18 protein-coding genes and 1 pseudogene are annotated in these 18,185 nt (G+C 66.9%); 7 read left to right on the forward strand and 12 right to left on the reverse strand.

Features of this window, described 5'->3' with window-relative positions; translation table 11 throughout:
- The 5 genes and pseudogenes from ACQKJZ_RS11365 to phhA all read right to left on the reverse strand — a co-directional run.
- Window positions 1-105, reverse strand: a pseudogene (locus ACQKJZ_RS11365) (malate dehydrogenase); the annotation flags it as partial.
- Between the two features lie 121 nt (window positions 106-226).
- Window positions 227-1,351: a cell division protein ZapE gene (zapE, locus tag ACQKJZ_RS11370; protein ID WP_427731179.1), complete on the reverse strand. Its 1,125-nt coding sequence runs from the start codon at window positions 1,349-1,351 to the stop codon at window positions 227-229.
- 213 nt (window positions 1,352-1,564) lie between these two features.
- A complete protein-coding gene (locus tag ACQKJZ_RS11375) occupies window positions 1,565-2,344 on the reverse strand; it encodes a succinate dehydrogenase iron-sulfur subunit (RefSeq protein WP_042484025.1) in 780 nt (259 codons plus the stop codon).
- Window positions 2,345-2,452: 108 nt separating this feature from the next.
- The gene (locus ACQKJZ_RS11380; RefSeq protein WP_427731180.1) at window positions 2,453-3,028 is read right to left on the reverse strand and encodes an ATP-dependent Clp protease proteolytic subunit; all 576 of its coding nucleotides are present in this window, start codon (window positions 3,026-3,028) and stop codon (window positions 2,453-2,455) included.
- A gap of 164 nt (window positions 3,029-3,192) precedes the next feature.
- Complete coding sequence (phhA, locus tag ACQKJZ_RS11385) at window positions 3,193-4,062, reverse strand: phenylalanine 4-monooxygenase (RefSeq protein ID WP_427731181.1); 870 nt, start codon at window positions 4,060-4,062, stop codon at window positions 3,193-3,195.
- Window positions 4,063-4,076: 14 nt separating this feature from the next.
- Between phhA and ACQKJZ_RS11390 the strand changes: the two genes are divergently transcribed.
- Together ACQKJZ_RS11390 and ACQKJZ_RS11395 are read left to right on the forward strand one after the other, a co-directional pair.
- Entirely contained in the window at window positions 4,077-4,772 is a 696-nt protein-coding gene (locus ACQKJZ_RS11390; protein WP_427731182.1) for a TIGR02117 family protein, read from the forward strand.
- Complete coding sequence (locus ACQKJZ_RS11395) at window positions 4,763-4,984, forward strand: hypothetical protein (protein WP_427731183.1); 222 nt, start codon at window positions 4,763-4,765, stop codon at window positions 4,982-4,984. The genes ACQKJZ_RS11390 and ACQKJZ_RS11395 overlap by 10 nt, the downstream gene beginning before the upstream one ends.
- Here ACQKJZ_RS11395 and ACQKJZ_RS11400 read toward each other — a convergent pair.
- Together ACQKJZ_RS11400 and ACQKJZ_RS11405 are read right to left on the reverse strand one after the other, a co-directional pair.
- The gene (locus ACQKJZ_RS11400) at window positions 4,978-5,286 is read right to left on the reverse strand and encodes a hypothetical protein (RefSeq protein WP_427731184.1); all 309 of its coding nucleotides are present in this window, start codon (window positions 5,284-5,286) and stop codon (window positions 4,978-4,980) included. The two genes, ACQKJZ_RS11395 and ACQKJZ_RS11400, sit on opposite strands and share 7 nt — an antisense overlap.
- 13 nt (window positions 5,287-5,299) lie before the next feature.
- Window positions 5,300-6,298: a glycerophosphodiester phosphodiesterase gene (locus tag ACQKJZ_RS11405; RefSeq protein WP_427731185.1), complete on the reverse strand. Its 999-nt coding sequence runs from the start codon at window positions 6,296-6,298 to the stop codon at window positions 5,300-5,302.
- Between the two features lie 114 nt (window positions 6,299-6,412).
- Here ACQKJZ_RS11405 and ACQKJZ_RS11410 point away from each other — a divergent pair, with 114 nt between their 5' ends.
- Genes ACQKJZ_RS11410 through ACQKJZ_RS11430 form a run of 5 tightly spaced genes read left to right on the forward strand, consistent with a single transcriptional unit; the run spans window position 6,413 to window position 11,707 of the window.
- The gene (locus ACQKJZ_RS11410) at window positions 6,413-6,949 is read left to right on the forward strand and encodes a 2Fe-2S iron-sulfur cluster-binding protein (RefSeq protein ID WP_427731186.1); all 537 of its coding nucleotides are present in this window, start codon (window positions 6,413-6,415) and stop codon (window positions 6,947-6,949) included.
- A complete protein-coding gene (locus tag ACQKJZ_RS11415; protein WP_427731187.1) occupies window positions 6,946-7,929 on the forward strand; it encodes an FAD binding domain-containing protein in 984 nt (327 codons plus the stop codon). The genes ACQKJZ_RS11410 and ACQKJZ_RS11415 overlap by 4 nt, the downstream gene beginning before the upstream one ends.
- A gap of 4 nt (window positions 7,930-7,933) precedes the next feature.
- Window positions 7,934-10,174 carry a xanthine dehydrogenase family protein molybdopterin-binding subunit gene (locus tag ACQKJZ_RS11420; RefSeq protein ID WP_427731188.1) on the forward strand — a complete coding sequence of 747 codons (2,241 nt, stop codon included), beginning with the start codon at window positions 7,934-7,936 and terminating at the stop codon, window positions 10,172-10,174.
- Entirely contained in the window at window positions 10,174-11,097 is a 924-nt protein-coding gene (locus tag ACQKJZ_RS11425; protein ID WP_427731189.1) for an XdhC family protein, read from the forward strand. The genes ACQKJZ_RS11420 and ACQKJZ_RS11425 overlap by 1 nt, the downstream gene beginning before the upstream one ends.
- Window positions 11,084-11,707 (forward strand): nucleotidyltransferase family protein, encoded by a 624-nt coding sequence (locus tag ACQKJZ_RS11430; protein ID WP_427731190.1) that lies wholly within the window; start codon window positions 11,084-11,086, stop codon window positions 11,705-11,707. The genes ACQKJZ_RS11425 and ACQKJZ_RS11430 overlap by 14 nt, the downstream gene beginning before the upstream one ends.
- On the opposite strand, the gene ACQKJZ_RS11435 is transcribed toward ACQKJZ_RS11430, so the two are convergent.
- The 5 genes from ACQKJZ_RS11435 to ACQKJZ_RS11455 all read right to left on the reverse strand — a co-directional run.
- Window positions 11,676-12,881: an ABC transporter permease gene (locus ACQKJZ_RS11435; RefSeq protein ID WP_427731191.1), complete on the reverse strand. Its 1,206-nt coding sequence runs from the start codon at window positions 12,879-12,881 to the stop codon at window positions 11,676-11,678. The genes ACQKJZ_RS11430 and ACQKJZ_RS11435 overlap by 32 nt on opposite strands.
- Complete coding sequence (locus tag ACQKJZ_RS11440; RefSeq protein ID WP_427731195.1) at window positions 12,881-13,612, reverse strand: ABC transporter ATP-binding protein; 732 nt, start codon at window positions 13,610-13,612, stop codon at window positions 12,881-12,883. The genes ACQKJZ_RS11435 and ACQKJZ_RS11440 overlap by 1 nt, the downstream gene beginning before the upstream one ends.
- On the reverse strand, window positions 13,602-14,975 hold the full coding sequence (locus tag ACQKJZ_RS11445) for an efflux RND transporter periplasmic adaptor subunit (protein ID WP_427731192.1): 1,374 nt from the start codon (window positions 14,973-14,975) through the stop codon (window positions 13,602-13,604). The genes ACQKJZ_RS11440 and ACQKJZ_RS11445 overlap by 11 nt, the downstream gene beginning before the upstream one ends.
- Window positions 14,975-16,450, reverse strand: coding sequence for an efflux transporter outer membrane subunit (locus ACQKJZ_RS11450; protein WP_427731193.1), 1,476 nt, complete (start codon window positions 16,448-16,450; stop codon window positions 14,975-14,977). The genes ACQKJZ_RS11445 and ACQKJZ_RS11450 overlap by 1 nt, the downstream gene beginning before the upstream one ends.
- 117 nt (window positions 16,451-16,567) lie before the next feature.
- Window positions 16,568-18,185: biotin/lipoyl-containing protein (locus ACQKJZ_RS11455; RefSeq protein WP_427731194.1), on the reverse strand; the 1,618-nt coding region annotated here is incomplete at its 5' end.

Consider the following 18,185-nt stretch of genomic DNA (forward strand, 5'->3'; position numbering starts at 1 on the left):
GACGTCGAACAGGACGATATCGCCCAGCCCCTTGAGCGCGGCGAGGTGCGCCAGCGTGCCGCCGATGTTACCGGCGCCGATCAGCGCGATCTTCTTGCGAGCCATTCCAATCCTACTCCGTAGTGGACGTACGTGATTGGTCACGCGGCCTACGCCCATATGGGCGTCGGGGCAACCGTTAATCCATAGAGTTTAACATTTTAAACGATAATGGTTCGCAAGTGCATTAAGCTGTCATTAGCCCTTCGTCCGAGCCATGGCCCTGGGCCAGATACTCCTCCGAACGCATCTCTTCCAACCGGCTGATCGTGCGTTCAAACTCGAAGCGTCCGTCTCCGGTTTCATAGAGTTCGGCGGGCTGCGCGTCGGCTGCGGCGAGGAGCTTGACCTTGTGTTCGTAGAGCGCGTCGATCAGCTGGACGAAGCGTGCCGCCTCGTTGCGATTCTCCGGCCCCAGCTTGGGGATGCCGACCAGGATGACGGTGTGGAAACGCCGCGCGACCGCCAGATAGTCCGCCGCGCCCCGCGCCTCGCCGCACAGCCGCTTGAACGAGAAGACCGCGACGCCCTTCAGCGCCTTGGGGACGTGCAGGACGCGGCCGCCGACCTTCAGGTCCTCGGAGGGCACATGCGCGGCATCCTCGACCGGATAGTCGGTCAGGCGGAAGAACGCCGCCGACAGCGTCATCGTCGCCTTCGGCCCATTGGGCACCAGCCACGTGTCCAGCCGCCCCAGCCGGTCGCGGCGATAGTCGGTTGGACCATTCAGCGCCAGCACGTCCAGCCGCGCCTCGATCAGCGCAATGAAGGGCAGGAAATGCTCGCGGTTGAGCCCGTTCTTGTAGAGATCCTTGGGCGGCCGGTTGGAGGTGGTGACGATCGTCACGCCGGCCTCGATCAGCGCGGTGAACAGCCGCGACAGGATCATCGCGTCGGGGCTGTTGGTCACCATCATCTCATCGAACGCCAGCAGCCGCACTTCCTCGGCCAGCGCGGCGGCGACGGGGGCGATCGGATCGCCCGCCTGCTTGGCGCGCTCGGTAGCAATGCGGGCGTGGACCTCCAGCATGAACTCGGCGAAATGCACCCGACGCTTGGCCTCGACCGCAACGTGATCGAAGAACAGGTCCATCAGCATCGACTTGCCGCGCCCGACATCGCCCCAGAGATAGACGCCCTTGGGGGCAGGCGCGCCCTTGCCGGTCAGGCGGGCGAAGAGGCCGGTCTTGCGCGGGGTTTCGAGTTCGGTCGCGAGTTGTTCAAGCCGCGCGGCGGCGGCGGCCTGTTCGGGATCGGGGCGGAGCTCCTGGGCTTCGATCAGGCGGCGATAGGCGTTGAGGATGTCGGGCATGTTGGGTGCGATGTCTGCCCTGCTCTGTCGGACGTCAACCCCTGCCCTCACCCTTCCCACCCGCTGCGCGGGCGGGCCCCTTCCCTCTCCCGGCGGGAGAGGGAGGGAGGCGCGTCAGCGCCGGAAGGGTGAGGGTGTTTCAAAGCATCGGACCAGAATTGAAAAAGGGGGCCGTTTCCGACCCCCTTTCCGCTTCCGTCGAAACCAGCCGGATCAGATGACCCGCTCGGCTTCCATCTTCTTTATCTCGGCGATCGCCTTGGCCGGGTTCAAACCCTTGGGGCAGACATTCGCGCAGTTCATGATCGTGTGGCAGCGATACAGGCGGAACGGATCCTCCAGCTCGTCCAGACGCTCGCCGGTCATCTCGTCACGGCTGTCGGCCAGCCAGCGGTAAGCCTGGAGCAGGATCGCGGGGCCCAGGAACTTGTCGCTGTTCCACCAATAGCTGGGGCACGAGGTCGAGCAGCAGGCGCACAGGATGCACTCGTACAGGCCGTCGAGCTTGGCGCGGTCGTCCGGCGACTGGAGCCGCTCCTTGCCCGAGGGGGCGGGCGACACGGTCTGGAGCCACGGCTTGATCGACGCGTATTGCGCATAGAAATGGGTGAAGTCGGGAACCAGGTCCTTGACCACATCCATGTGCGGCAGCGGCGTGATCTGGACCGTGCCCTTCACATCCTCGATCGCGGTGGTGCAGGCCAGGCCGTTGCGGCCGTCGATGTTCATCGCGCACGACCCGCAAATACCCTCGCGGCACGAACGGCGGAAGGTCAGCGAGCTGTCCTGCTCGGCCTTCATCTTGATCAGCGCGTCGAGCACCATCGGCCCGCACTCGTCCAGATCGACCTCGAACGTGTCGTAGCGCGGGTTCTGACCCGAATCGGGGTCGTAGCGATAGACCTTGAACTTCTTCAGACGACCGCCGGTGGTCGCCTGGTGCGTTTCGCCCTTCTTGATGACGCTGTTCTTCGGCAGGGCAAATTCGGCCATGGTCACAAACCCGCTGGATGGGCCGACAGGCTGTCGGCAAAGGATCGCCCCCGCCGATACATGACAGGGGCGCTTGTCGCAAATGTCTTGACCAATTTAGGCGCGGGCTCAGATCACATCAAGAACGAGGCCCAGCTCGCGGGCCTCCTCGGCGTCGATATACCAGTTGCTGCGCGCCTTTTCCTGGAGGGTCTCGAACGACACGTTAGAGCCGTTGACGATCGCGCGGAATCCCTCCTCCTGGATGAGGACCGACTGCTCGATCTCGTGCAGCTTGGCCTTCAGCACCACGGGCAGGTTGGTCAGTGGGCCGGACAGATCGATGCTGCCGCTCATCTGGCGCTCGTGGAGCATCAGCCGGGTGCCGCGCGTCAGGAAGCGATGCTCGACCGGAAAGGCCGACATGAAGGTCGCCCCCGCCGAATAGACCGCGACCTTGCCCAGGAACAGCGTCTCGCGACCGGTATAGTCGCGAAGCAGCCGGATCGAGTCGCCCATCGCCCGCGCCATTTCCGGGTCGCCGCCCAGCGTGGTGATCGACACGACCAGCGCGCCATCGGTCGGCGCGGCGGCGAGCTGGTCCTTGAACCCGGCATACATCACCTCGTCCACCGTGCCGTAAAGCTGGATGTGCGGGCGGGCGAGAAGCGGGTATTTCACCGCTCGGTTGGGCTGGTCGTGCATGATGCGCGAACCGGGGGTGCGGGATAAGGTTCCCGGAGCTTGGGGCGTGGCCTTCGACTTCGCTCAGGCTGAACGGAGGTTGGTCTCCAGCCCTTGCCCCCTCCGCTCAGACTTCAGCCCCCACAGCCGTTCAGGCTGAGCGAAGTCGAAGCCCAAGGGATTCGCTATCCGGCCTTCGCCCGAGCATATTCCTGCGTCCCACGCGTCACCACCTCATCCCCCGGCACGATCTCCGCCACCGGAATATCCGGCAACGCCTTGATCTCGGCATAAAGCGGCGCGAAGTCCGTCTCCAGCGTGGTGCGCAGCAATTCTTCATAACTGGGAATCACGAAGTAATTCTGCTGGAAATCGTCGATCCGGTATTCCGTCCGCATCACGCGCGCGAGGTCGAAGCCGACCCGGTTGGGGCTCGGGTCCTCCAGCGCGAAGCGGCTTTCCGAATAGCTCGACACGATGCCCGCGCCGTAGATGCGCAAGTCCCCGTCCTCGCGCACCAGTCCGAACTCGACCGTGTACCAGTAGAGCCGCCCGAGATATTTCAGCGCGTCCATGCCCAGCGCGCGCTGCCCGCCGCGCCCATAGGCGGCGAGATAGTCGGCGAAGACCGGATCGGCGAGCATCGGCACATGGCCGAACACGTCATGAAAGACGTCCGGCTCCTGAAGATAATCGAGCTGGTCGGGCCGCCGGATGAAATTGCCCGCGACGAAGCGGCGATTGGCCATATGGTCGAAGAACACGTCGTCGGGCACCAGCCCCGGCACCGCGACCACCTGCCACCCGGTAAGTTTCATCAGCCGCTCGGACAGTTCCTCGAAATCGGGAATCCCCGGCCGCGACAGCTTGAGCACGTCGAGACCGCGCAAGTAAGCCTCCGATGCGCGGCCGGGCAACAGCTTCGACTGGCGCGCGAACAGCGTGTCCCAGGTCGCATGTTCCTCGGCCGTGTAATGCTCCCACCCCTGCGGGATGGTCCAGTCGGCTCCGGCCCCCTCGGGCGGGGCGGCGAGAACATGGGTATCCTGTGCCATTCGCGGAGCCTATCATGATGATGGTGACAAATGAAACCATATCGTGGCGACGGCTGGGGCGCGTTGCAAGGGGGACGCTCGCCGCGATCGCGCTGATCCTGGCGGCGTATCTGCTGGCGGGGACGGGTTTGGGCATGATCGCGCGCGCCACCGCGACGATGCCCGCCGCCGGACCCGATGCGGTCACGCTCTATATCGAATCGAGCGCGGTCCACACGGCAATCATCGTGCCGAAGCAGGCGGCGGGAGTGGACTGGCGCGACCTCGCCCCCCCGGAGGATTTGCGCGATCCGCGTTATGCGGGGTTTCCCTTCCTCGCCATCGGCTGGGGCGAGGCGGGCTTCTTTCGCGAGACGCCGCATTGGCGCGACGTGCGACCGGGCACCATCGCCCGCGCGGCGATGGGCAGCGACCGGACGCTGATCCATGTCGACCACCTGCCGCTCCCCCGTGCCAATGGCGACGATGTCCGCATGATTCGCCTGTCGCCCCGGGCCTATCGCCGGCTGGCCGCGTTCATCCGGCAAAGCTGGAAAGCGGATGGCCGGCGCTATCCCGGCTATGGCGTATATGACGCCTTTTACGAGGCGAACGGGCGGTACAGCGCGGTCCACACCTGCAACAGCTGGACCGGCGACGCACTGGCGGCGGCGGGGGTGCGGATGGGGTGGTGGACGCCCTTTCCCTGGACCGTGATGGCATGGTTATGATCCCGCCGCCGTCCAAGACGCTATGGGTCGCCGAGCTGCCCCGCGCGCTCTGGATGGGTGCGACCTGGTGGTGGCACCGGGCGAACCTCGCCGCCGTCGCGCGGGGCGACGGGCGCACGGTGATGCTGCTCACCGGCAAGCGGATCGACGATCCGGCGGTCGTGGCGCGATCGGCGGCGATCGCCGGGCCGCTGCCCTTCAGCGATCAGTAGCCCGCGCGATAGCCGTCATAGCCCTGCTGACCCCGCTGGCCCTGCTGGCCCCTCTGGCACTGTTCGGGGTGCTTGCGGCACTGTTTTTCATAGTCGCGACGTTCGCGGCCCTCGCGCGCTTCCTGCTTGCGCATCTTGCGACCGTAGTTGCGATCCGCCTCGTCCTGGCTGGTCGTCGTCCAGTCGACCACCTGCCCCGCCGCCTGGAACGGCGCCTTCACAACGCTCGCCACCGTCTTGACGCAGCCTCCGGTCATCAGCGGCAGGGTCAGGACGGCGAGTTTCAGGACGAGGTTACGCATGGTCAGGGGTCTTTCAGCGGGTGCGCAAATAGGCGTTGCGCGTGTCTACCCCGATTTGCGGGAAATCGGTGAAGAATCCGTCGATACCCTGGCCCAGCGCGGCGCGAATTTCGCCCGCGACATCGCCATGCGTCTTGGGATCGGCCCCCTTGCGAAAGGCCGGCCGGACGAAATAATTCTCCGCACGATAGGTCCAGGGATGGACGCGAAGCCCCGCGTCATGCGCGTCGATGACCAACGTCGTGGGAGCATCACCCTGCCACAGCATCGCCTTGTCCGGTCCGATCCCCCACGCATAGGTCGCCACCTGTTTCAGCCCCTCGGGCGTCATCATCGCGGCATAGGTCGGCGCGGCGTCATCCGCCGGACCGCCCTCGCCCGCGACCAGCTGGATCAGGCGGATGCCGGTCATCGTCTTCAGATGTTTGAGGTTGTTCACCTCGAACGACTGAATGAACACCGGGGCATCCGCCGTCGTCCATCCCGCCTTGGTCAGCGCGGCGACTAGCGGTGCATCGGTGCCCTTGCCGATCGATGCGAAATAGGTCGGGTGCTTGGTTTCCGGGTAGATCGCGATCGTCCGCCCGGTTTCCTTCGTCCGCTGCTTGGCAAGCGCGATGATCTCCTCCAGCGTCGGGATCTGGAATTGCCCGTCATAGGCGGTCGAGCGGAGTTGCGGCAGGCGTTCGCGCGCGCGCAGGGTCTTCAGCTCGGCGAGCGTGAAGTCCTCGGTGAACCAGCCGGTCTCGGTCTGGCCGTCGATCATCTTCGTCGTCTTGCGATCGGCGAACTCGGGATGTGACGCGACATCGGTGGTGCCCGAAATCTCGTTCTCGTGCCGCGCGACCAGATGACCGTCCTTCGTCGGCACCAGATCGGGTTCGATCACGTCCGCGCCCTCCCGGATCGCCAGGTCATAGGCGGCCAGCGTATGCTCAGGCCGCTCCCCGCTCGCGCCGCGATGCGCGATGACGATGGGCGACGAAAGCGGCTTGGGAACGTCGGCGGACATGGCCTCAGACTGCCCCAGGATCGCAGCGACGGCAATGAGAGTGGTTCGCAACGGGAAACGTGCGGAAATCATGGCGTTGTTTCATCCAATCCTAATCCCAAAGGGGATGCGCCCATGCATTTCACAATCAATGGTCAATCACATGACATCGACGTCGATGTCCGAACCTCGCTGCTCGATCTGTGTCGCGAACATCTGGGGCTGACCGGCTCGAAGAAGGGCTGCGACCATGGCCAGTGCGGGGCGTGCACGATGCTGGTCAACGGACGCCGGGTGAACGCCTGCCTGACGCTGGCGGTGATGCATCAGGATGACGAGATCACCACCATCGAGGGGCTGGGCCAGCTGGGTAATCTCCACCCGCTTCAGGACGCGTTCGTCCGGCACGACGGCTTCCAGTGTGGATATTGCACGCCGGGCCAGATCTGCTCGGCGGTCGGCATGTTGGACGAGGTGAAGAAGGGCTGGCCCAGCCACGTCACCGAGGACCTCGGTCAGGCCGAGCTGACCGTCGAGGAAATCTCCGAACGGATGAGCGGCAATCTATGCCGCTGCGCCGCCTATCCCAATATCGTCGATGCGATCCGCGACGTGGCGGGGCTGGGCGACCGCAATCCCAATGAGGATGTGGGCAAGGAGGTCGCGGCATGAAGCTGTTCGACTATGCCCGCGCCGATTCGGTCGGCGCCGCCACCCGCGACGGCGCGGTCCCGGGCGCGCGCTTCATCGCCGGCGGCACCAATCTGCTCGACCTTATGAAATTGCAAGTCGAGACGCCCGACACGCTGGTCGACATCACTCGTCTGGATCTGGGCGACATTGAGGAGCGCGAGGATGGCGGCCTGACCATCGGTGCGCTCGTCCCCAATAGCGATCTCGCCGCCGATGCCCGCGTGATCGCGCGCTATCCGGTGCTGTCGCGCGCGCTGCTGGCGGGGGCGTCGGGGCAGCTGCGCAACAAGGCGTCGACCGGGGGCAATCTGCTCCAGCGGACGCGCTGCTATTATTTCTACGACCCCGCCACCCCGTGCAACAAGCGCGAGCCGGGCAGCGGCTGTTCGGCGATCGGGGGCGAGAACCGCATCCTCGCGATCCTGGGCACCTCGGACCATTGCATCGCGACCCACCCCAGCGACATGGCCGTCGCGATGCGCGCGCTGGAGGCGGTCATCATCACCCAGAAGCCCGACGGCGATCGCCGCCGGATCGCAATCGGCGAATTCTATCGCCTGCCGGGCAGCACCCCGGAGATCGAGACGGTGCTGGAGCCGGGCGAGCTGATCACCCATGTCGAGCTGCCCCCCGCACCCGAGGGCAAGCAGACCTATCGCAAGGTGCGTGACCGCGCCTCCTATGCCTTCGCGCTGGTCTCGGTCGCCGGGATCGTCGCGGTCGAGGGTGGCAGGATCGGCTCGGCGCGCCTCGCCTTCGGCGGGCTCGGCCCGATGCCGTGGCGTAACGGGGCGGTCGAGGCCGCGCTCGTCGGGCAGGAACCGACCGACGCGGCGTTCAACGCCGCCGCCGATGTGCTGCTGGCCGATGCCAAGGGCTATGGCTCGAACGACTTCAAGATTCCGCTGGCGCGTCGCACGCTGATCGCGACGCTCCGTGAACTGACGCAGGAGGGCTGATCCCATGTTCGGATTCGGCAAGGACGACACGAACGCGCTGACCATGAATCAGCCGCATCCCGACAGCCTGCTCGACACGGGTGTGCAAGGGGTGATTTCCAAACCGCTCGACCGGGTGGACGGGCCGAAGAAGGTGACGGGCACCGCCACCTATGCGGCTGAATACGCCATCGAGAATTGCGCGCACGGCGTGCTGGTCAGCGCCACTACGGGCCATGCGAAGATCAAGTCGATCGACGCCGATGCGGTGAAGGCCATGCCGGGCGTGATCGACGTCATCACCGACTATGCCACCTTTATCCGCAACTCGCAGCAGGGCGGCGAGACCGAGGCCCCGACGCAAGGCGTCCGCACCATCGACTATTTCGGCGAGATCATCGCGATCGTCGTCGCGGATAGCTTCGAGGTCGCGCGTGACGCCGCCAAGCAGTTGAAGGTCGATTACGAACCGCTCAACGACGGCGCGTTCGACTATGAAGCGAACAAGGACAAGGCCGAGCCCGCCCCCGATAGCATGATCAAGGGCCATTACGACCAGGGCGATTTCGACCAGGCGTTCGAGGGCGCGTCGGTCAAGATCGACGTGACCTATACCACCCCCAGCCAGAACTCGGCGGCGATGGAACCCCATGCCTCGATCGCGGTCTGGGAAGACGGCGCGCTGACGCTGTACGGCGCGTACCAGATGCCGACCTCCGACGCGCAACAGCTCGCCAAGGCGCTGGGTGTGTCGCAGTCCAAGGTGCGGATCATCTCGCGCTATATCGGTGGCGGGTTCGGATCGAAGCTGGGCATCGCGCCCGAGAGCGTCGCCGCCGCCATCGCCGCCAAGCAACTCGGCCGCCCGGTCAAGGCGGTGATGCTGCGCCAGCAGGTGTTCGACGCCACCGTTCGCCGTTCCAATACCGAACAGCGCATGCGCCTGGGCGCGGAGGCCGGCGGGCGCATCGTCGCGCTGGGCCATGAGGCGATCACCTCCAACCTTCCGGGCGAGGACTTCTTCGAGCCCGTCGGGATCGGCACCCACTTCCTGTATGCGGGCGAGAACCGACGGATCAACCATGACATCGTCCGGCTGAATTGGACGCTGTCGGGATCGATGCGCGCGCCCGGCGAGGCGGTCGGCATGGTCGGCATGGAATGTGCCATGGACGAGCTGGCCGAGGCGATCGGCATGGACCCGATCGCCCTGCGCAAGGTCAACGATCCCGAACAGGACCCGGAATTGAAGGTCCCCTATTCGTCCCGCGCGCTGACGAGGTCGCTGGAGGAAGGCGCGAAGCATTTCGGATGGGACAAGCGCCAGAAGGCCGGCGAGCGGCGTGAGGGCGACTGGCTGATCGGGATGGGCGTCGCCGCCGCGTGCCGCTCCAACCAGTTGCAGCAGTCCGCCGCCAAGGTCGAACTCCATCCCGATGGCAGCGCGACCGTCTCCTCGGCGATGACCGATATCGGCACGGGCAGCTACACGATCATGGCGCAGATCGCGGCCGAGATCCTCGGCCTGCCGGTCGAGAAGGTGACGATGTCGCTGGGCGATACCAATGATCCCCCCGCCGCCGGATCGGGCGGGTCGTGGGGCGCGGCCTCGGCGGGCTCGGCCGTATACCTCGCGGCGGAGCGGGTGCGCGAGAAGCTGGCCAAGGCGATGGGGGTGAAGGCCGAGGACCTGACATTGAAGGACGGCATGGCGATCGGCGACAATCGTTCGGTCCCGCTGGCCGAACTGGCCGGCAAGGACGGCCTGTCCGCGATCGGCGAGATCAAGCCCGGCCAGCAGGAAAAGCAGTTCCAGCAGGCCAGCTACGGCGCGCATTTCGCCGAGGTCGGCGTCAATGTCGTCACCGGCGAGGTGCGCGTGCGGCGGATGTTGGGCGTGTTCGCGGCGGGGCGCGTGCTCAATGCCAAGACGGCGCGCTCGCAATGCCTGGGCGGCATGACCTTCGGCATCGGCACCGCGCTGACCGAAGAGCTGATCCACGACCCGCGCACCGGCAAGCTCGTCAACCATGACCTGGCCGAATATCATGTGCCGGTGAACGCCGACGTGCCGCAGCTGGAAGTCCATTTCCTCGATGAACGCGACATCCATGCCAATCCGATCCATGCCAAGGGGATCGGCGAGCTGGGCATCTCGGGCGCGGCTCCGGCCGTGGTCAACGCCATCTACAACGCCACCGGCGTGCGGGTACGCGAGATGCCGGTGACGCTCGACAAGCTGCTCGATCACCTGCCGGCGCTTTGATGAGCGACAATGACAGCGTCCTCGCCGCTGCCAAGGAGTGGCGGGGACAGAAGATGGCGATCGCGACGGTGGTGTCGACCTGGGGGTCGGCACCGCGTCCGCGTGGCAGCCATATGCTGGTCCATGAAGACGGCCGGTTCGAGGGATCGGTGTCGGGCGGTTGCGTCGAGAACGACATCCTCCACACCGCCGCCGAGGTGATCGCGGGCGCGCCGTTTCAGGTGAAGCGCTACGGCGTGGCGGACGCTTCGGCCTGGGAAGTCGGCCTGCCCTGCGGCGGCGAGATCGCCGTGATGGTGCAGCCTGTGTCGGCGGATGGCTTCGACCCCGAACTGTTCGACCGCATCGCCGAGGCGCGCGAACAGGGCCGGGCGCTGACCGTTACCACCGACCTGACTAGCGGCCATTCGGACCTGCGGCCTGTGGAGACGGGCGAGGTCTTCGCCAACCGCTACGATCCGCCGCGCCGCTTGCTGATCGTCGGCGCGGTGCAGATCGCGCAGAGCCTGGCGCAACTGGCCCAGACGCTCGGCATTGCGACAGTCGTCATCGACCCCCGCGCCCGCTTCCTGACCGAGGAGCGCTTCCCCGGCGTCACGCTCGACGATCGCTGGCCCGACGAGGCGGTGGCGGCCTATGCCCCCGGCCCGGCAACCGCCGTCGTGACGCTGAGCCACGATACCAAGATCGATGACCCCGCGCTGATCGCCGCCCTCGCCAGCGACACCGCCTATGTCGGCGCGCTGGGCAGCCGGCGCAGCCATGCCGCCCGGCGGGAGCGTCTGGCGGCGATGGGCGTTTCCCCTGAGGCGATCGACCGGATCGATGGCCCTGTCGGCCTCGATATCGGTGCGGTCGGTCCGTCCGAGATCGCGCTGTCGATCGCGGCGGCGATGATAGGAGCCTTTCATGATCGACGCTGACAATGTGGTCCTGGTCCTGCTGGCGGCGGGACAGTCGAGCCGCTTCGGGGACCAGAACAAGCTGGAGGCGGAGTTTCTGGGCAAGCCGGTCGGCTTTCACGTCACCACCGCGCTGGAGAGCATCCCCTTCGCCGACCGGATCGTGGTGACCGACGGGTGCCAGCTCGACTTCGGGTCGCGCGGGTATCGCGTCATCCACAATGACGATGTGGGACAAGGTATGTCGCACTCGCTGCATCTGGGCGTGCGCGAGGCGATGAAGACGTCGCCCCAGGCGATCCTGATCGCGCTGGCCGACATGCCGCGCGTGACGGCGGCGCATATCTACCGGTTGTTCGACGCCTTTGACGGGCCCGACTCGGTGGTGGTGTCGAGCAATGGCGAACACCCCACCCCGCCGGGCGTATTCGGGTCGGGTCGGTTCGAGGCGCTGCTGGAGCTGGAGGGTGACGAAGGCGCGCGGCAACTGGTCGCCGGCGGGCGCCATGTCGTGACCGCACCCGCCGAGCTGATCGACATCGATACGCCCGAGGATCTCGAACGGCTACGCGAACTCGTCCACGCGCCCGAGCGAACGATCACTCGTGGCGTAGCGCATCGATCGGATTGAGCGCCGCCGCCCGTCGCGCCGGGAAATAGCCGAAGACCACCCCGATCACCGCCGAGATCGCAAAGGCGATGACGTTGATCTGGGGATCGAAGGTCCATGGCACCTGCATGATCGGCACCAGCAGCGCGATGATCGCCTGCGCCAGGAGCAGCCCGATGATCCCGCCCAGGCAGGACAGCACCACCGCCTCGACCAGGAACTGCATCAGCACCTCGCGCGCGACCGCACCGATCGCCAGGCGGATGCCGATCTCGCGCGTCCGTTCGGTCACCGACACCAGCATGATGTTCATAATGCCGATGCCGCCGACCACCAAGCTGATCGCCGCCACCGCCGCGACGATGCGGGTCAGCATGGTCGTCGTGCTGGTCAGCGTATCACTGATCTGCTTGGTGTCGAAGATGTTGAAGTCGTCGTCCTTGCCGCCGGTGATATTGCGCCGTTCGCGTAAGAGATCGGTCAGCGACGCCTGAACGGCGGCCGTCGAATAGGCCTGATCGACCCCGACCAGCATCAGGCGGATGTCGCGGCTGCCGGTGAAGCGGCGCTGCACCGCCTTGATCGGCATGAGGACGACATCGTCCTGATCGCCGAACCCACCCTGCCCGCGCGTCGTCAGCACGCCGACGACATCACAGCTGATCGCGCCGATGCGGAAGCGCTTGCCGACGGGCTCGGTATTGCGGAACAGGTTCTGGCGTACGGTATTGCCGATGACGCACACCGCCTTGCCCGCCGCCTGCTCCGCCGGGGTCCAGTATCGCCCCGACGCCAACGGCCAGGGCTGGACGGTGAAATAGGCGAGCGTGGTGCCGGTGACGGTGGTCGACCAGTTCGCGCCCTCATAGATGGCGGTCGCGCTCGTCTGCGCCTGCGGGGCGACCGCCGTGACACCGGCGATCTGGTCGGCGATCGCCTCGACATCCTCGGGCTTGAAATCGGGCGGACGCGGGCCACCGCCGCCGCGCCCGAAGCCCTGACCGGGGCGGACCTGAAGGATATTCGTACCCAGCGACGAGATGGACTGCTGCACGGCTGCCGTCGTCGCCTTGCCCAGCGTCACCATGGTCACCACCGCGCCGACGCCGATGATGATGCCGAGCGTCGTCAGGAACGAACGCAGCATGTGCCGCCGGATCGAGCGGATCGCGAGCAGGAGCGTGGTGCCGAACATCAGTGCCCATCCATCTGCGGTACGTCGCCCGGTTGGTGCTGCGCCTCGATCCGGTCGACCAGCCCGTCCTTGAAGTGGATGACGGTGCGCGCGAACGCCGCCATGTCGGGCTCATGCGTGACCATCAGCACGGTGATGCCGCTGTCGCGGTTGAGCCCGGTCAAGAGTTCCATGATCTCGACCGAGCGTTCGGAATCGAGATTGCCGGTCGGCTCGTCCGCCAGGAGGACATCGGGGCTGGTGACGATGGCGCGCGCGATCGCCACGCGCTGCTGCTGCCCGCCCGACAGTTCGGCGGGGGTATGGTCCCACCATTTGTCGAGGCCGACCTTCGCCAGCGCCGCCATCCCCAGCTCACGCCGCGTCTTCTTATCCTCGCCGCGATAGAGCAAGGGCAGCTCGACATTCTCCAGCGCGGTGGTTCGCGACAACAGGTTGAAGCCCTGGAACACGAAACCCAGATAGCGCCGCCGCAGCATCGCGCGCTGGTCGCGGTCCAGCGTCTCGACATGATGACCGCGGAACAGGAAATTGCCGCCGCTGGGCACATCGAGACAGCCGAGGATATTCATCGTCGTCGACTTGCCCGACCCCGATGGCCCCATCACCGCGACGAAATCGCCCGCCGCGATATCCAGGTCGACGCCCTTCAGCGCCTGGAACTGGGTGGCGCCCATGCCATAGGTCTTGGTGACGCCGCGAAGCTGGATGAGGGGGGCGTCAGCGGCCACCACCGCCCCCGCCGCCCTGTCGCCGCTGGCCCGGCCCGCGCGATGCGCCTTCGCCATTCGCCAACTGCCCGGTGATAACCTGCATGCCGGGCTTCAGGCCGCCCGACAGGACTTCGGTCATCGATCCGTTGGTGTCGCCGGTGACGATCTGGATCGGCTGCGGCTTACCGTCATTGCCCCGGACATAGACGGTCTGGGTCGCACCGCGTTGCACGGTCGCGGTACGCGCCGCCCGGTCGCGACGCGGACGGAAGGTCAGCGAGCCGGCGATCCCGCCACCGCCCTGGCCCGCCCCGTCCGACGGCTTGAAGCGCAGGGCGGCATTGGGGATCAGCATCACGTTCCGCTTGTCCGACGTGACGATGTCGGCGGTCGCGGTCATGCCGGGGCGCAATTGCAGGTCGGGGTTCGCCACCGTCAGGTCGGCGGCATAGCTGACCACCTGCCCCGCACTCGACGTCGCGCTGGCGGTCGAGGAAGTGGAGGCGGTCGCCGCGCTCACCGTCAGGTTGGAGCCCAGGTCGACGCGGGTGATCGTCGCGGGGAAGGTCCGGCCCGGAAAGGCGTCGACGGTGAAGTCGGCCTTCTGCCCGACCTTCACCTCGCCGACATCGGCCTCGTCGATCGCGACCTCCAGCTTCATCTTGGTCAGGTCTTCGGCGATGACGAACAGGGTCGGCGTGTTGAACGACGCCGCGACCGTCTGACCGGGGTCGACCTGGCGCGCCAGCACCACGCCCGACACGGGCGAGCGGATGATCGCGCGCTGGCGCTGGGTCTGCGACTGGGCGAGCTGCGCGCGGGCGGCGGCGACATTGGCCTCCGCGACGCGCAGCGCGGCGACGGCGCGCTGGGCATCGGCGCGCCCGGCCTGCAATTCGGTGGCGGAGGGCACGCGGCCGTTCGACAGCTTGTAAACCTGTTCCAGCCGGGCGAGCTGCGCCTGCGCCTCGGCCACGGTGGCCCGCGCCTGCGCGACCTGTGCCTGGTTGGCGTTCAGCGTCGCCTGGCCCGCGCGAATCTGGTCGTCAATCTGTTCGGGATCGATCAGCGCCAGCGCCTCGCCGGCCTGCACGCGGTCGTTCACATCGACGACGACCTTGGTGACCAGACCCGACAGCTGCGAGCCGACCGTCACCTGATTGGTGGGTGCCAGCTTGCCCGTCGCCGACACCGTCACGGTCAAATTGCCGCGCGTGACGGGCGCGGTCGCGAAGCCCGCCTCGTCCGATCCGCCGAAACAGCTCTTCAACAACAGGAGCAGCAACACGACGCCGACCGCCACCACGCCCCATTGCACCCATTTGCGCCAGCGCGGCTGGGGCTTCACGCCCAGGAAATCGTCGAGAGTCTGGTCGGCCATCAGCGGTTGTCCGGGGTTGGGGCCGCGAGCGGCGGGGCTTGCGGAATGGTATCGGCGTCCCAGCCGCCGCCGAGCGCGGCGAACAGCGAGACCTGCGCGGTGGCGGCGTCGGAGCGGGCCTGGACCAGCCCGTTCTGCGCGCTGAGCAGCGCGGTCTCCTGTTGGGACAGCGTGGTGAAGTCGGTCAGCCCGGTGCGATACTGACTGCGCGCCAGGATCGCCGAGTTGCGCGCGGCGTCGAGCTGGATGGCGAATTGCCGCTCGCGCTCACGCGCGGTGTTCAGCGCGACGATGGCATTCTCGACATCCTCCAGCGCCAGCAGGACCGTGCCCTGATAGGCGGCATAATTCTGCTCGGCGACGGCGCGGGCATTGCGCAGCTGCGCGCGCAGGCGACCGCCGTTGAAGATCGCCTGGGTCAGCCCGGCGAACAGGCTGCCGGTGATCGCATCGCCCAGCGAGCCGAGGCTGGTCGCCGCCGTGTTGATATTCCCCGAAATGGCGAGCGCGGGGTAGAGCGCGGCCTGCGCCACGCCGATCCGCGCGGTCGCGGCGGCCAGGTTGCGCTCGGCGGCGCGGACATCGGGGCGACGACGCAGGATGTCGGCCGGGATGCCGACCCCGATCGCCGCCGGCCCGCGCGGGATCGGCCGCACCGCCGCCAGCCGCGTCTTCAGTGCGCCGGGCGCTTGCGCGGTCAGCACGCCCAGCCGCGAGACGGCGGCATTATATTGCTGCTCGATCGAGGGGATGGTCGCGGCGGTCTGCGCCCGCTGGCTGCGAGCCTGTTCGGCGTCGAGCGAGGAGACGAGGCCCGCCTGCACCCGAAAGCCCGCAATCTCCAGATTATCGTCCTGCAGCGCCAGGCTGGCGCGCGCATTGGCGAGTTGTGCCTGATAGGCGCGGGCGAGCATATAGTTGCGCGCCAGCTCGCTCTCGACGGTCAGCAGCGTGGCGGCATAGCTGAACCCGGCCCCTTCATAGGTGGCGCGGGTCGCCTCGACCGTGCGGCGCACTTCGCCGAACAGGCCGACCTGATAGCTGGCCGACAGCCCGACCGTATAGCTGTTGCTGCCGCCCCCGCCGGTATCGACGACGGTGCCGTCGGGCAGGGTGAAGCTGCGCCCGCCGCCGCGCAGATTCTCGTTACGCTGATAGCCGGTCGATCCCGACACGGTGGGCAGCAGCGCGGCGCGGCTCTGCACCAGGCTTTCGCGCGCCTGCCGCAACCGGGCGATGGCCTGGGCGACATCGGTATTGGCGACCACCGCCTGCTCGACCAGTTCGGCCAGCAGCGGATCGTCGAACGACTGCCACCAGCGGGTCAGGTCCTGCGCCTGGGCGTTGGCGGCAGGCACCGACCATTGGTCGGGCACCCCCAGTTCCGAGGAAGCGGCGGGACGATAATCGGGGCCGACCGTGCAACCGGCGAGGATCGCCGGCGCCAGAAGAAGGACGCGGGTGCGAGGCTTCATGGCGGCGAACCTGCCCGGCGGTAGCGGTCCCGTCCAGCCCGTTTGTGTCGCAAACTGTGGCAATGGTGCGGAAAGCGCAGGAAATGCATGGCCGGGGTAGCCCGGCCATGCATCTAGTCACTCCAGTTCCAGGATCACCGCATCGACGGCCAGGCTGTCGCCCGCCTTGGCGGAGATCGTCTTGACCGTCCCCGTCTTGGCGGCGCGCAGGATGTTTTCCATCTTCATCGCCTCGACGACCGCGAGCGGCTGGCCCGCCTCGACCTTGTCGCCCTCGGCCACGTCGAGCCGGACGAGCAGGCCCGGCATCGGCGCGATCAAGAATTTGGACAGGTCGGGCGGGATCTTCTCGATCAGATGTTGCGCGTAAGGCGCCGCGCGGGCGGGCAGGACACGGATGACGTGGCTGGCGCCGCGCGTGGTCAGCCTGAAGCCGGTGCGGGTCTTGGCGATGCGGACATGGAGCGTCTCGCCATCCTCATCCTCGACCGCGATCATCCGGTCGCCCGGCGTATAGGCAATGGCGAGGTCGAGTTCCGCGCCATCGACGCTGATCCCATCGGTCGAGACGTGGACCGCATGGTCCGCCCCGCCGATCCGCACCGTCCAGTCGGCGGGCGGACGCAACCGATGGCCGAGCTGCCCGTCGATCCGCCGAGCGCGGTCAGCCTCGGCGGTGGCAGCAAAGGCGGCAACGGCGGCGAGGGTCTTGGTCAGGTCGTCCGACGCCGGCGCGCCCTGGAAGCCTTCAGGATATTCCTCGGCGATGAAGCCGGTGGACAGGTTTCCCGACCGGAAGCGCGGATGCTGCATCAGCGCGGAGACGAAATCGATGTTCGTGCCCGGCCCGACGATCTCGAACGCGTCGAGCGCGGCGATCTGCGCATCGATCGCGGCTTCGCGGGTCGGCGCCCAGGTGACCAGCTTGGCGATCATGGGATCGTAGAACATGCTGACCTCGCCGCCCTCGGCGACGCCGTCATCGACGCGTACGCGGGCATCGTCATCGGCCTGTTCGGCGGGCGGGTTGTAGCGCACTAGCCGCCCGGTCGAGGGCAGGAAGCCGCGATACGGGTCCTCGGCATAGACGCGGTTCTCGATAGACCAGCCGGTCAGCTTTACCTTGTCCTGGGCGAAGGCCAGAGGCTCACCGGCGGCGACGCGGATCATCTGCTCGACCAGATCGAGGCCGGTGATCTCCTCGGTCACGGGATGCTCGACCTGAAGCCGGGTGTTCATCTCGAGGAAGTAGAAGCTCTTGCCCGTCGTATCCGCACCCGACACGATCAGCTCGACGGTGCCCGCCGAATAATAGCCCACCGCGCGCGCCAGCGCGACCGCCTGCTCGCCCATGGCGCGGCGCATCTCGGGCGTGACAAAGGGCGACGGCGCTTCCTCGACCACCTTCTGGTGGCGGCGCTGGACCGAACATTCGCGCTCGCCGAGATAGACGATGTTGCCATGCTGATCGCCCAGCACCTGGATTTCGATATGGCGCGGGCTTTCGATGAACTTCTCGATGAAGACGCGGTCGTCGCCGAAGCTGGCGAGCCCTTCGCGCTTGGTCGCCTCGAAGCCCTCGCGCACATCCGCCTCGGACCAGGCGAGCCGCATCCCCTTGCCGCCGCCGCCAGCCGACGCCTTCATCATCACCGGAAAGCCGATGTCGGAGGCGATGCGCACCGCTTCCTCGGTATCGGCGATCTCGCCCAGATAGCCGGGGACGACGTTGACC

The organism is Sphingomonas sp. NPDC019816 (genome assembly GCF_050274375.1).
Lineage (GTDB): Bacteria > Pseudomonadota > Alphaproteobacteria > Sphingomonadales > Sphingomonadaceae > Sphingomonas.

Bases quoted from the DNA above. Each gene is read 5' to 3' on its own strand.
- ACQKJZ_RS11380 (WP_427731180.1), bottom strand. From the start codon at position 3,028: ATGCACGACCAGCCCAACCGAGCGGTGAAATACCCGCTTCTCGCCCGC.
- zapE (WP_427731179.1), bottom strand. From the start codon at position 1,351: ATGCCCGACATCCTCAACGCCTATCGCCGCCTGATCGAAGCCCAGGAG.
- ACQKJZ_RS11425 (WP_427731189.1), top strand. From the start codon at position 10,174: ATGAGCGACAATGACAGCGTCCTCGCCGCTGCCAAGGAGTGGCGGGGA.
- ACQKJZ_RS11390 (WP_427731182.1), top strand. From the start codon at position 4,077: ATGATGATGGTGACAAATGAAACCATATCGTGGCGACGGCTGGGGCGC.
- ACQKJZ_RS11450 (WP_427731193.1), bottom strand. From the start codon at position 16,450: ATGAAGCCTCGCACCCGCGTCCTTCTTCTGGCGCCGGCGATCCTCGCC.
- ACQKJZ_RS11405 (WP_427731185.1), bottom strand. From the start codon at position 6,298: ATGTCCGCCGACGTTCCCAAGCCGCTTTCGTCGCCCATCGTCATCGCG.
- phhA (WP_427731181.1), bottom strand. From the start codon at position 4,062: ATGGCACAGGATACCCATGTTCTCGCCGCCCCGCCCGAGGGGGCCGGA.
- ACQKJZ_RS11395 (WP_427731183.1), top strand. From the start codon at position 4,763: ATGGTTATGATCCCGCCGCCGTCCAAGACGCTATGGGTCGCCGAGCTG.
- ACQKJZ_RS11410 (WP_427731186.1), top strand. From the start codon at position 6,413: ATGCATTTCACAATCAATGGTCAATCACATGACATCGACGTCGATGTC.
- ACQKJZ_RS11415 (WP_427731187.1), top strand. From the start codon at position 6,946: ATGAAGCTGTTCGACTATGCCCGCGCCGATTCGGTCGGCGCCGCCACC.
- ACQKJZ_RS11430 (WP_427731190.1), top strand. From the start codon at position 11,084: ATGATCGACGCTGACAATGTGGTCCTGGTCCTGCTGGCGGCGGGACAG.
- ACQKJZ_RS11420 (WP_427731188.1), top strand. From the start codon at position 7,934: ATGTTCGGATTCGGCAAGGACGACACGAACGCGCTGACCATGAATCAG.
- ACQKJZ_RS11445 (WP_427731192.1), bottom strand. From the start codon at position 14,975: ATGGCCGACCAGACTCTCGACGATTTCCTGGGCGTGAAGCCCCAGCCG.
- ACQKJZ_RS11435 (WP_427731191.1), bottom strand. From the start codon at position 12,881: ATGTTCGGCACCACGCTCCTGCTCGCGATCCGCTCGATCCGGCGGCAC.
- ACQKJZ_RS11400 (WP_427731184.1), bottom strand. From the start codon at position 5,286: ATGCGTAACCTCGTCCTGAAACTCGCCGTCCTGACCCTGCCGCTGATG.
- ACQKJZ_RS11375 (WP_042484025.1), bottom strand. From the start codon at position 2,344: ATGGCCGAATTTGCCCTGCCGAAGAACAGCGTCATCAAGAAGGGCGAA.